This window comes from Alteromonas sp. CNT1-28 (assembly GCF_022348345.1).
Taxonomy (GTDB): Bacteria; Pseudomonadota; Gammaproteobacteria; order Enterobacterales; family Alteromonadaceae; genus Alteromonas; species Alteromonas macleodii.
Genome location: NZ_JAKREZ010000003.1, coordinates 37,618 through 50,111, shown reverse-complemented (window position 1 = coordinate 50,111; position 12,494 = coordinate 37,618). Strand labels below are relative to the sequence as shown.

Below are 12,494 nucleotides of genomic sequence, written 5' to 3'. Positions count from 1 at the left end.
GCGAAATCACCCACAAGGAGGATGAAAACATGGCAAATGTATTAGTAATCGGCGCATCAGGCCAAATCGGTAAGCAAGCAACAGTGAAATTGTTGGATGCTGGTCATAAAGTCGTAGCGCCAGTAAGAAGCCCAGACAAACTGTCAGATATCCAAAATGCCAACCTCACAGTGGTTGAGCAGGATTTAGAAAAAGATTTTTCAGCACACTTTGAAGGTGTGGAGGTTGCGGTATTCACAGCGGGTTCAGGCGGTAGCACCGGCGCAGATAAAACACTTATGATTGATCTTTGGGCGGCCCGCAACGCGGTTAACTATGCAAAAGCGGCGGGGACACCCAAATTTGTTATGGTTAGTTCTATTGGTGCAGACGATCCTGATGCCGTGGAGTCAGCAATAAAACCATATTTGGTTGCCAAACACATGGCCGACGAGCATTTAATTAATAGCGGCTTACATCACGTAATTCTTCGACCTGGCACTTTATTAAATGAACCGGGCACGCATTTAGTACGAACCGATATGCCAAGCAATAGGGACGATGCTGTAATACCAAGAGAAGATGTAGCGACAGCTATTGTCGAAAGCGTTGCAAGAGAAAGTAATGCTGACTTGATCACCTATTTATTTAAAGGTGATACACCAATTTCCCATATTTTCTAGGTGATCGACGCCCTCTCATTTGCCAATGCGTTATCGCGTCTATCCAAGCTAGAGAGGGCTTACTTTTTGCTTCGGTCGCCGGTTTGTATACTGCTGACTTAGGTGGTGCCCAGAATAGGCAGTATCACACACTCAATATGTGCCTACTTAGAGGCTAGAGATAGTCACCTACGGTATCAATGACTGACTAACCCAGTTGCCATTCCCGTCTTTTTGATGCCACTCTCGACTTTGAGGGTTACCTCTCAAATTCAGGTAATCTACGCTATCGATAGCCAGCATGATCACGCAAAAGTGAGGTGGAACTACACCAAAATCCCCTTCAACCTGTAGTGCCGAACCATCGTTTCTTGGCGTGCCTGGCTCGCCCCATAAGAACTGCTTTTTGCCCGCATCTGACAATTTATTCCAGTGCTGAGTAACTAAGTCAGCATCTTGATGCAACGTTATTATTGTTGCAGTACAAGAGAAGCGATATTGCTCCCTGGTTTTAGAAAAATACCAACACACCTGCGAGTGAGGATTCTGGCCAAGCTGGTCATATTTATCTGAGCGGGTGTCAGAAATAACCACCAGTTGGTTGTCGTCGGTGATCCCTCTAAAAACCACGGTACGGCAGTACGGTACACCACTACCGTCGACAGTAGCTAACTGAAAGTAACGACTTTCTGGCATACTGCGGGTTTGGTGAAGACTCTTTGTCAATCCTTGTCGCCACTGTGGCATAACCACCTCCGAGAGTAAAATCGCCTATACTTACCGCTACGCGGCTTTCTTCTTCGCAGCTAAAGAAAACAGCGTGTAGAAATTTTGCGTGGTCATTTCCGCTAGTTCTTTTACCGTCACGCCTTTAAGCTCAGCAATAAATTCTGCCACTTCTACCACGTAACCTGGCTGGTTTTGTTTACCTCGATGAGGAACTGGCGCAAGCCATGGTGAGTCAGTTTCAATAAGTAGTCGCTCTAAAGGGATCGCTTTTACCACTTCACGTAATTCATCTGCTGAATTAAAGGTTACGATGCCTGAAATAGAGATATAGAAGTCCATCTCTATTGCTGCCAGCGCCATGTCTAATGACTCAGTAAAGCAATGCAAAACACCTTTAGTGTGCGCAGCTTTGTGTTGGCGGAGTAAGTTAATGGTGTCTTCCCTTGCATCCCGCGTATGAATAATTAACGGCTTTTTAGTTTCGTTAGCTACTTTGATGTGGTCGACGAAAGACGTTAGCTGGACTTCTTTACTTTCCGGACTATAAAAATAGTCCAGCCCAGTTTCGCCAATGGCTACAACTTCTTCACGCTGCGCCTTCTCTAGCAGTTCTTCATAGCTACACGCTTCATCTTGATGTAGTGGGTGCACACCACAAGATACTGATACATCTTCAAACTGACTTACAGCTGCTAACATGCTGTCGTAATCACCAACAGATACGCACACACAAAGGAAGTGTTCAACACCTCGGGTTCTTGCGAAATTTAAGGTTTCAGCCAGCTCTTCTGGCCCTTGCTTGAGTCGGTCTAAGTGACAATGAGAATCTACGAACAAACTACACCTGTTTTAAAAAGTTGCTGTCAGACAAAAGGGCTTCGACAAGCCAGCATTTGCCTATTAACGTTGAAATAGCTTTAGTAACCCAAAAAGTACCATTGATTTGTTAACACCTGCGTGCTGAAGCGTTCTTACCGCATCAACACACGCTTCATAGCGTTTAAAATCAACAGCCTGTTGACGTTTTATGTATTCGTCGTGGGCCATCTGTTGACACCACAATGCGATTTGAGGCGCATCGTCCTGCCACTTATTCGCAAGCGTTTGTACTTGCAAATTTGCATCGCCTGCTAAGAGCGCTTGCATACCATCGCTAAAATTGCGATAGCTAATGTCTTCTTCACCACTGAGGGCCTCTTCTACGCGAAGAGGGGCATAGCCATAAGCTGCCAGTAACGCTTCGCTTGCATCTTCTACGCCCTTAGCGTTTAAGTAGTTCAAACTGGCTGACACTGACGGGAGTGAGAGTATCTGCCGTTCACATCGACTTAATATGGTCGGCATAATTTTATTGATACTGTCAGTGATCAGTAGCAAGAAGGTATTATTTGTGGGTTCTTCCAAGGTTTTCAACAGTGCATTAGCTGCCGCTTCCGTCATGGTATCGGCACGAGGGATTAACAACACCTTATTGCCCCCCATTTGCGCAGTACCTGATAGCTTGCCAATACCCTCGCGAATTTTATCCACACCTAACTGCTTTTCACTTTCTAAAACATGAAAGTCTGGGTGGTTTCCAGCTTGCCTCAAATGGCAACTTTGACACTGTTCACATGGCCCATTTATGCTTGGCTGTTTACACAATAGCGCATTGCTTAACCCTAACGCGAGTTGGTATTTTCCAATTCCCTTTGGCCCTGTCAGCAATAAACCGTGGTGTAGTTTCTTTGCCATATATCGCGACAGTAAGGTCGAGAACGTTGTAGCAAACCAAGGCATTACTTGCATTAGCCTTTCCCCTGCTGGCTTTCGTTTCGAGCAATGTTACTGCTTTCGCTACTTGTGTTCGTCACATAGTCATTGATAATCGCAATCACGTCTTGATGAACCTTTTCCATAGGCTGCATTGCGCTGACCACGACGATAGATTCATCTTGCTTAGCAAGAGACAAGTATTTTGCACGAGTTCGTTCGAAAAAGGCGAGCCCCGCTTGCTCAATGCGGTCAAGCTCCCCTCGCCCACGGGCGCGCTCTAGTCCAACCGCAGGCTCGACATCCAGATATAAAGTTAAATCTGGCTTAAACCCTTTAAGGGCGATATCGCTGATGGCCGACATTGTTTTTCCACTGACGCCCCGACCACCGCCTTGATAGGCTTGAGATGACAGGTCGTGTCTGTCACCTACCACCCACGCACCAGCATCAAGTGAAGGTAAGATTTTATTGGTAAGTAATTGCACACGCGCCGCATACATAAGAAGTAGTTCAGTCTCCTCACTCACGGTCTCATCCCAGTCGTGTTTTACACATTCTCGAATGGCTTCTGCCATCGGTGTGCCGCCTGGCTCACGAGTTTGCTCAACGCGCTTTCCTGCACCTTTTAATGCTTGAACAATCAGCCCAATCACTGAGCTTTTTCCTGCCCCTTCAAGGCCTTCAACTACAATAAACTTTCCGCGCATTACTTTTTAAACTCTGTTTTTATTTAGCTATAACGTATCGGTTGTCTGCATCAATACGGCTATCGTTTTAACTGGTATTTTCGCACAGCTGCATTATGTTCAGCTAGTGTCGTAGAAAATTGATGGCTGCCATCGCCCTTCGCCACGAAATAGAGTGCATCCGTTGTCAGTGGGTGCAACGCAGCGTGAATGGCGGCCTTACCTGCCATCGCGATAGGCGTAGGTGGGAGCCCTTTAATAACATAGGTATTGTAAGGCGTTGCTGTTCGCAAGTGCTTACGGGTAATGTTTCCGTCAAACGTAGGACCGATACCATAAATCACGGTGGGATCAGTTTGAAGACGCATATTTCTGTTTAGCCTATTGACGAAAACGCCTGAAATCATGTCACGTTCCGCAGGCACAGCCGTTTCTTTTTCAATGATACTCGCCAAGATAAGAGCCTCGTAAGGTGTGGCTAACGGCAGTTCGGCATCCCGTAACTCCCATTCGCTAGAGATAAAGTCAATTAGCGCGCGGTGTGCTCTTTTCAATACCTCGCTAGCGGTTGTGCCTTTGGTAAAGAAATATGTATCAGCCAAATATACGCCCTCTGTCTGCGAAACGTTTTCGCAACACCAATCTACGCCATTATCCTGAGTGAGTTGGTTTAATTTCCCTTCGTTTAAATCAAACACCAAATCTGTGTTTTGTTTAAGCGCCTCAAGCCACTGTGCAAGGGTTAGCCCTTCAACTAGACTCACTGCGAAGAGATGCTCATCGCCCTCAGTAAACAAGGTAAACACATCTACTAGTGACTGCCCTGGGCGCAGCATGTAGGTGCCAGACTTAACAGACGTACTGCCTGCAAAGAATTTGAGCCACACCTTAGCAACAAAGGGCGACACATCGGTCAAGCCTATTTTACGCAAGTATTTCACGGTACGATAAGCATTACTGCCGCTCTCTATCGTAAATAAGGTGTCACTTTTTAATGCTAGTTCATCGGTAACCTTGCTCGAGACATACATTACGCCAGAGGCTGCCCCAACAACGGCAAGCATGACAAGAGATAATAGAATAACAATTACCCGCTTCATGCTTGAACTTCCCCTTTCTTCATTGCTTTACATTCCATTTTATTTCTTTTTACTACTAATCTCGTGAAGCTCGTAAAACGTTGACGAACCCCGTTGTAAGAAGTGCGTTTTAATTAATTTTGAAGCGCAGTCTGAAGCCGTGTCTTTAGTGCTACAATCGCATCGCTTCTTACATCAAAATCGACATAAGAGAAATCCGGCATTTGTATTTTCTGTATCGGCATTACGCCCATTAGTGCATTGGTAATTACCACTGCACTCGCTTTTCGCAAATAAGAAAGATCATATTCCCCCACGTGAAGCGAACAATTGTCGTTTAACAGCGAATCAATAAGACACTGCCTGACTACGCCATTGACACCGCTTCCTTTCAAAGACGGGGTATACCATTGTTCATTGAGGTAGAAAAATACATTGCCAGCACTCGCTTCAATAATGTTATCCTGGGTATCGCAAACAATAGCATCGTGTGCGCCAGCGTCGTCTACTTCGTGCTTAATTAAGACTTGTTCTAGCCTGTTCATATGCTTTACACCCGCAAGCAATGGTTGAATGGCTAACCGTGTTTGAGCGCAAATTACCGTTGCACCTTCATTCGCAAGACTATCGTAATGGACAGGGAAAGGGTGTTGGCTAAATCTGACTAATGCTTCACTGTCTTCGCTTCGCGCATACCCTCTTCCGGCTTGACCTCCCGACACGTGAACTTTTAGTACATATTTTGCAGAAGCGTTATCACCTGAGCCGTTCTTTATCGCCTTAACTTGGTCAGCAATTGCGGCTTCAAGCGCGCGGATATCAATATTGAGCTTGATGGCTGCCGCATCGTGCTCTAAACGTGAAATATGATAGGGCAATAATTGCACTTTGTGTTCGTCTACCAGCAAAGTGGTGAACACACCGTCACCGTAATTGAACGCCCTGTCACTTGGTGAAATAGGCGTAGTGCTAGGAATAATTCTCACTGCCTACTCTTGTTCGCCGTTATTATGGTTGGTGGAAGTATACCAACTTGCGTTGGTCAGACAACGTCTAGCTGAATTGATTTGGCTGTAGCGGTGCTCAAAGAGACCTGAGTTTTATGATATTCACTGTGAGATTTAACTGTATAAACAACAAAAGGCAGCCGAAGCTGCCTTTTAAATATACGTGAATTACACTTAAACAGCGTTAGTCAGGCCGTATTAGATACGCTTGAAAATCAACGAGCCGTTCGTACCGCCAAACCCGAATGAGTTACACAGTGCGTAGTCTTCATTGAATGCTTTTGCTTTGTGTGCAACAAAGTCTAAGTCACAGCCTTCACCTGGTTCGTCCAAGTTAATGGTTGGCGGCGCCATTTTGTCACGCAGTGCCAAAATAGTGAAAATTGCCTCAACCGAACCGGCGGCCCCTAGCAAATGCCCTGTCATTGACTTAGTTGAGCTTACAAGTAGTTTATAAGCGTGGTCGTTGAACACGCGTTTCACCGCGGCTACTTCAGCAATGTCACCTGCAGGCGTGGACGTACCATGTGCGTTAACATAGCCTATTTCGCTTGCATCCAACTTCGCATCATTTATCGCGTTTTGCATTGACGCAGCCGCACCTTCTCCATCTTCAGGTGGAGAAGTCATGTGGTATGCGTCGCCGCTCATGCCAAAACCAACCAGTTCTGCATAAATGGTCGCGCCACGCGCTTTTGCTGCTTCGTATTCTTCTAGCATTACCACGCCAGCGCCCTCACCCATGACAAAACCATCGCGGTCTTTATCCCATGGGCGGCTTGCTGCTTGAGGGTTGTCGTTTCGAGATGACAACGCACGTGCTGCGGCAAAACCAGCCATGCCTAGCGGAGTAATAGACGCTTCTGCGCCTCCGGCCAATATGGCATCAGCATCGCCATAAGCAATTGTTCTTGCGGCAATACCAATGTTATGAACGCCTGTCGTACAAGCAGTCACAACGTTTAAATTCGGTCCTTTCAACCCTTCCATGATAGACAAAAAGCCAGAGATCATGTTGGTAATGGTTGAAGGTACAAAAAATGGCGATACGCGCTTAGGACCGCTATTTGTCAGTTTCAAATGGTTTTGTTCAATTTGTTCTAAACCACCAATACCTGAACCAATAGCTACACCTACACGATGCGCATTATCTTGTGAAATAGTTAAACCAGAATCGACCAAGGCTTGCTTGCCTGCTGCTATACCCAGCTGGATAAAGCGGTCCATCTTCTTGGTTTCTTTCTTTTCAATGTATTCCTGCGGATCAAAATCATTAATTTGACCTGCGAAACGGGTTGAATAGTTACTACAATCGAAATGGGTGATTTCACCGATGCCGCTTTCGCCCGCGAGCAATTTGCGCCATGTGTCTTCGCTATTAAGACCTAATGGTGAAAGCATTCCAAGACCAGTAACCACTACGCGACGTTTTGTCACAAAAAGCCCTCGCTTTGGAACTAAGGTAGGAGATACAAAAACGGCTCTGTTAGAAGAGCCGTTTTGTCGCTACTTAAGACTTAAGCGTCTTTGTTAGCGTTGATGTAATCAATTGCTGATTGAACAGTAGTAATTTTTTCTGCTTCTTCGTCAGGAATTTCAGTATCAAATTCTTCTTCCAAAGCCATTACTAGCTCAACAGTGTCAAGTGAATCAGCGCCTAAATCGTCAACGAATGAAGCTTCTGCTTTTACTTCTTCTTCTTTCACGCCAAGTTGTTCAACGATGATTTTCTTAACGCGTTCTTCAATGTTACTCATAATTCTAGGTTTCCCTTAAACGTCACTAGATAATAAAAGTGCCGCTAGTTTATTTTGCAAGGTGCATCCTTGCAAGCACCAGTTTAAACAAATTTTCTGGTCAAACCAGCGACATTCGAAATTCGTAAAATACTATTTTTACATCCAAGTTCGGGTAAATACCACCCCAAACTAAGGAAAATTCGCAATTTTTGCGAATTTACCCCATATACATACCACCATTTACATGGATAGTTTCGCCTGTAATATAGGCTGCACCATCGCTTACTAAAAAGGCAACAGTGGCTGCAATTTCATCAGGCTCGCCTAATCGGTTAGCCGGAATATCTTTGAAAATGGCTTCTTTTTGGTCATCGGTCAGCGCTTTTGTCATATCGGTATCGATAAAACCAGGCGCTACAACGTTGATGGTGATACCACGAGAAGCCACTTCACGAGCCATTGATTTAGAAAAACCAATGACCCCTGCTTTCGCTGCAGCATAGTTTGCCTGTCCGGCGTTACCTGCACTGCCCACCACTGAACCAATATTCACGATGCGACCAAAACGCTTCTTCATCATACCGCGAAGTACCGCTTTTGAAAGTGTAAAAATTGAGGTTAAGTTGGTGTCGATAATGTCCTGCCACTCGTCATCTTTCATGCGCATTAGCAGATTATCACGTGTGATACCTGCATTATTGACCAAGATATCGATACCTCCATGTGCTTCATTAATCGCTTTAATCGTGGTATCTACGCTTTCTTTGTCGGTGACATTTAGTGCAAAGCCTTTGCCGCCGAATTCAGAAAGATAATCGCTGATCGCTTGCGCACCATTTTCACTGGTTGCGGTTCCGATAACCGTAGCACCTTGCTGAGCAAGCTGCGTGGCAATCGCTTTGCCTATACCTCGGCTTGCGCCGGTAACAAGCGCAATTTTACCGTCCAATTGACTCATTGCGTTTCCTTATTGTTTTAATGCTTCAACACCATCAGGTGTATTAACTGCAAGAGATTCTAGGCTCTTGTCGATACGTTTGTTCAATCCAGTAAGTACTTTACCAGGACCTATTTCAATAACGCGCTCAACGCCCGCTGCCGCCAAATATTCAACAGTACGTGTCCATTGAACGGGGCAATATAGTTGTCTCACTAATGCGTTCTTGATTGCATCACCTTGGGTTTCAATAGTGACATCAACATTATTCACGATATTGATTGCAGGCTCATTAACGTTCAATGACGATAACGCGTCTTCTAACTTGTCTGCTGCAGGACGCATTAACTCACAGTGTGAAGGAACACTCACCGCAAGAGGAAGTGCGCGCTTAGCGCCTGCTTCTTTACACGCATTAGCAGCTTGCTCGGCGGCGTTCTTTTCCCCTGCAATAACCACTTGGCCTGGAGAGTTAAAGTTAACTGGTGCAACCACATCGCCTGTAGCAATGGCGGTTTGCTGGCAAATATCAGCAATGGCGGCATCGTCTAATCCGATAATGGCGTACATGGCACCCGCACCGGCTGGTACAGCTTCCTGCATATATTTACCACGGGCTTCTACAAGCTTGATAGCATCAGCAAAATCCATGGCGCCGCCACATACTAATGCTGAGTACTCACCAAGGCTGTGACCCGCTAGGTAATCTACATCGATGCCCTGCTCGCGAATAACACGCCAAATTGCTACGCTAGCAGCAAGCAACGCTGGCTGCGTGATATGCGTCTCGTTAAGTTTACCGTCTGCGTCGTTTTGGACTAAATCCCACAGATCGTAGCCGAGCGCGTCAGAGGCTTCTTTAAACGTTGCTTCGATAATAGGAGAAGTCTCAGCAAGTTCCTTTAGCATACCTACGCTTTGAGAACCTTGTCCTGGAAATACACAGGCTGTCTTTGTCATGTCGATTCCTTATTATTTTTAATTTACTAGAAGCGAGAAAACGTTGGAGTTGGAGTGCCCCTATCGAGGCAAATATCACCAAGGCAAATATCTGCAAGGCTAATAGCGTACAAGCGCCGATGCCCAAGCAAATCCGCCTCCGAATGCTTCTAGTAATAAATGCTGTCCGCGTTGAATGCGCCCGTCTCTGATAGCTGTATCAAGCGCTGTAGGCACAGTAGCAGCAGAGGTATTACCATACTGCTCTAACGTAAGCACTACTTGATCAAGAGACATATTCAGCTTTTTAGCTGTCGCTTTAATAATTCTAAAGTTTGCTTGGTGAGGTACTAACCAGTCAAGATCAGATTTTTGCATACCGTTGGCAGCAAGGGTTTGTTCTACCACTTCTGAAAGCTTGGTTACCGCAACCTTAAAGACTTCATTACCACGCATCACACCCCAGTTCTCGTGAACCGACTGCTCGTCACCACGGGTTGGATTACCCACGTACAGCAAATCGCCATGAGAGCCTGATGCGTTGATATGTGTGGAAAGAATGCCAGGTTCATCACTCGCTTCAATAATCGTTGCGCCTGCCGCATCGCCAAACAAGATAACCATGGTTCTGTCTTCAGGGTTTATCAAGCGGCTCAAACAGTCGGTACCGACTACAAGAATACGTTTCGCCATGCCAGACTTAATGTATTGATCGGCAACACTTAATGCGTAGCAGTAACCTGCACATGCAGCAGCTACGTCAAATGCAGGGATACCGTCAATATCAAGAATGCGTTGAATTTCACATGCTGTGCTTGGAAGTGCATAGCGACCACTCGTGGTAGCACACACAATCATGTCGATAGATTTCGGGTCAATGCCAGCCATCTCAATGGCTTTCTTACTGGCTTCTGCCCCCATGGTAGCAGCGGTTTCATCTGCTCCAATAATACGTCGCTCTTTTATCCCGGTACGGTCAGTGATCCATTCGTCACTGGTGTCCACCATTTGCTCTAAATCTGCGTTTGTACGCACGTCGCTGGGATAATAGCTACCTGTTCCTATAAAGCGTGAATATTTGCTCAAAGCTGCTCCAACAATACCGTTTCTATCTTTGTCTTTATCTTTTCAGGTAAATGCATCTTTGCTTCTTTCATTGCTTGCACGATGGCGTAATAAAAGGCGTCTTTTTGTGCATTTCCGTGACTCTTGATAACAATGCCGCGCAATCCTATCAGACTCGCACCGTTATACTGGTCGGGGTTCACGCTGTTATAGATAGATTTCAGTAATGGGAAGGCAATTTTTGCCAATAATCGGGTGTAAAAATTCTTCTGTGACTGGCGTTTTACTTCGTTTATCACTAACTTAGCCAGCCCTTCGCTCGATTTAAGCGCTACATTTCCGGTAAAACCATCTGTTACCACTACATCGGCATGATCGGTGAAAATGTCGTCGCCCTCTACATAACCAATATAATTTATGCCTGGCGCGTCTTTAAAAAGCTGGTCGGCAGATTTTACCTGTGCGTTACCTTTAATATCTTCTTCGCCTACGTTCAATAAGGCAACCCGTGGCGATGCTATGCCCGCCACCTCTTGCGCAAGCACTGAGCCCATAACGCCGTATTGGAAAAGTATTTCTGGCGTGCAGTTTACGTTAGCGCCTAAATCCAAAAGAAAAACGTTATGGTGCCCTGTTGTAGGCATCATATTAATGAGTGCGGGCCTATCAATACCTGATAAGGTTTTAAGCAAATAGAACGATAAGGTAAGCAATGCACCGGTATTACCTGCGCTTACACACGCGTTAGCCTCGCCACTTTCGACAAGCTCAATAACGCGACGCATAGAAGAATCTTTCTTATTTCGTAGCGCTGACGTAGGCGCTTCGCCCATCTCAACTACTTGTGAACAAGGCACAATAGTGACGCGGTTGCGCTCAGAATCAGTAAGGGGCTGTATACCTGCTTTGATGGTATCTTCATCACCGCATAACGTGAAGTGCACGTCTGGGTGAAGTTGAATAGCCTTTACGGCTGCGGGAAGGATAACAGGGGGACCATGATCGCCCCCCATGATATCTAACGCGATGGTTAGTTTAGACAAAATGTAGTCGCCGTATTACGCGCCGATTACTTTCTTGCCTTTGTAATAACCGTCAGCGGTCACGTGGTGACGACGGTGAGTTTCGCCCGACGTTGAATCGACAGACAAAGTCGCGCCTGTCAATGCATCGTGTGAGCGACGCATACCGCGCTTAGAACGCGTTTTACGATTTTGTTGTACTGCCATAACTTACTCCTGGTCTCGCTTAAGTTCTTTCAAAACCGCGAAAGGGTTTTGTCGCTCTTGTTCCGGTTCAATCTTTCCAAACGACATATCGTCCTGCTTCACTGTACACTCCGACTCTGCATGAAGGGGCACAATTGGCAAAGATAACAGTAGCTCGTCTTCAAATATTTGAAGCAGATTAACTTCTCCGTGGTCGTTGACCTCTACCGGTTCGTAAGCCTCGGGAATGATGTCATCGCTTTCCTGTTCTTCTCCCTGCACTGGAGTAAAACAGAATTCCGCTTCCACGGGATAATCGAGTTCACCATTACACCTTTGACAGATAAGTGTTACCTGCGTGGCTAGATGGCCGTGAAAGACAGTAAGACCCTGCGCGTCTTTTTCGAACTGTACTTCTGCGTCCACATAGTCATTGCATCGGACAACTGCTTCACTCAATCGTTCCATATCTTTAGACGCAATCACGCCCCGGTAATCGGAACGTTTCATGGCACTTTTAGTCGGTTCAACCGAATGAGGGAGTTTCACTTTCTGCATAGGGCGCGCATGATATAGGGTCAACCCCTTCCTGTCAAAGCAAAATTGCGTTTTAACCTACAATAAAACGCTGTATGTGGTACGCAGTGATAATGTAACATTGTACTACTAACTGAAAGTACGCAACATATTGATTTTATAAAAGGAGTAA

The 12,494-nt window shown here is 45.8% G+C and carries 15 protein-coding genes; 1 reads left to right on the top strand and 14 read right to left on the bottom strand.

Annotation, left to right across the window (positions count from 1 at the left end):
* Positions 1 to 29: 29 nt before the first annotated feature.
* Complete coding sequence (locus tag MHN02_RS02975) at positions 30 to 662, top strand: SDR family oxidoreductase (protein ID WP_239244493.1); 633 nt, start codon at positions 30 to 32, stop codon at positions 660 to 662.
* Between the two features lie 168 nt (positions 663 to 830).
* Here the strand turns inward: MHN02_RS02975 and MHN02_RS02970 are convergent, their stop codons facing one another.
* From MHN02_RS02970 to yceD, 14 genes are all read right to left on the bottom strand, one after another.
* On the bottom strand, positions 831 to 1,388 hold the full coding sequence (locus tag MHN02_RS02970; protein WP_156086316.1) for a pyridoxamine 5'-phosphate oxidase family protein: 558 nt from the start codon (positions 1,386 to 1,388) through the stop codon (positions 831 to 833).
* 36 nt (positions 1,389 to 1,424) lie between these two features.
* The gene (locus MHN02_RS02965; protein ID WP_239244491.1) at positions 1,425 to 2,207 is read right to left on the bottom strand and encodes a TatD family hydrolase; all 783 of its coding nucleotides are present in this window, start codon (positions 2,205 to 2,207) and stop codon (positions 1,425 to 1,427) included.
* Between the two features lie 63 nt (positions 2,208 to 2,270).
* Positions 2,271 to 3,158 (bottom strand): DNA polymerase III subunit delta', encoded by an 888-nt coding sequence (gene holB / locus MHN02_RS02960; RefSeq protein ID WP_239244489.1) that lies wholly within the window; start codon positions 3,156 to 3,158, stop codon positions 2,271 to 2,273.
* Positions 3,158 to 3,832, bottom strand: a complete 675-nt coding sequence (tmk, locus tag MHN02_RS02955) for a dTMP kinase (RefSeq protein WP_014979118.1) — start codon at positions 3,830 to 3,832, stop codon at positions 3,158 to 3,160. Before tmk ends, holB begins: the two co-directional genes overlap by 1 nt.
* A gap of 59 nt (positions 3,833 to 3,891) precedes the next feature.
* Positions 3,892 to 4,911, bottom strand: coding sequence for an endolytic transglycosylase MltG (gene mltG / locus MHN02_RS02950; protein ID WP_239244487.1), 1,020 nt, complete (start codon positions 4,909 to 4,911; stop codon positions 3,892 to 3,894).
* A gap of 113 nt (positions 4,912 to 5,024) precedes the next feature.
* Positions 5,025 to 5,876 (bottom strand): aminodeoxychorismate lyase, encoded by an 852-nt coding sequence (pabC, locus tag MHN02_RS02945; protein WP_239244485.1) that lies wholly within the window; start codon positions 5,874 to 5,876, stop codon positions 5,025 to 5,027.
* A 219-nt stretch (positions 5,877 to 6,095) separates the two neighbouring features.
* Positions 6,096 to 7,334 carry a beta-ketoacyl-ACP synthase II gene (gene fabF / locus MHN02_RS02940; RefSeq protein ID WP_239244483.1) on the bottom strand — a complete coding sequence of 413 codons (1,239 nt, stop codon included), beginning with the start codon at positions 7,332 to 7,334 and terminating at the stop codon, positions 6,096 to 6,098.
* A gap of 80 nt (positions 7,335 to 7,414) precedes the next feature.
* Complete coding sequence (gene acpP, locus MHN02_RS02935) at positions 7,415 to 7,654, bottom strand: acyl carrier protein (protein ID WP_012518211.1); 240 nt, start codon at positions 7,652 to 7,654, stop codon at positions 7,415 to 7,417.
* A gap of 199 nt (positions 7,655 to 7,853) precedes the next feature.
* Positions 7,854 to 8,594, bottom strand: a complete 741-nt coding sequence (gene fabG, locus MHN02_RS02930) for a 3-oxoacyl-ACP reductase FabG (protein WP_014976326.1) — start codon at positions 8,592 to 8,594, stop codon at positions 7,854 to 7,856.
* A gap of 9 nt (positions 8,595 to 8,603) precedes the next feature.
* Positions 8,604 to 9,533: an ACP S-malonyltransferase gene (fabD, locus tag MHN02_RS02925; RefSeq protein ID WP_239244481.1), complete on the bottom strand. Its 930-nt coding sequence runs from the start codon at positions 9,531 to 9,533 to the stop codon at positions 8,604 to 8,606.
* 99 nt (positions 9,534 to 9,632) lie between these two features.
* Positions 9,633 to 10,598, bottom strand: a complete 966-nt coding sequence (locus MHN02_RS02920; RefSeq protein ID WP_014949212.1) for a beta-ketoacyl-ACP synthase III — start codon at positions 10,596 to 10,598, stop codon at positions 9,633 to 9,635.
* Entirely contained in the window at positions 10,595 to 11,620 is a 1,026-nt protein-coding gene (gene plsX / locus MHN02_RS02915) for a phosphate acyltransferase PlsX (protein ID WP_239244479.1), read from the bottom strand. The genes MHN02_RS02920 and plsX overlap by 4 nt, the downstream gene beginning before the upstream one ends.
* Positions 11,621 to 11,635: 15 nt before the next feature.
* Entirely contained in the window at positions 11,636 to 11,806 is a 171-nt protein-coding gene (gene rpmF, locus MHN02_RS02910) for a 50S ribosomal protein L32 (RefSeq protein WP_012518206.1), read from the bottom strand.
* A 3-nt stretch (positions 11,807 to 11,809) separates the two neighbouring features.
* Complete coding sequence (gene yceD, locus MHN02_RS02905) at positions 11,810 to 12,343, bottom strand: 23S rRNA accumulation protein YceD (protein WP_014976324.1); 534 nt, start codon at positions 12,341 to 12,343, stop codon at positions 11,810 to 11,812.
* Positions 12,344 to 12,494 lie beyond the last annotated feature (151 nt).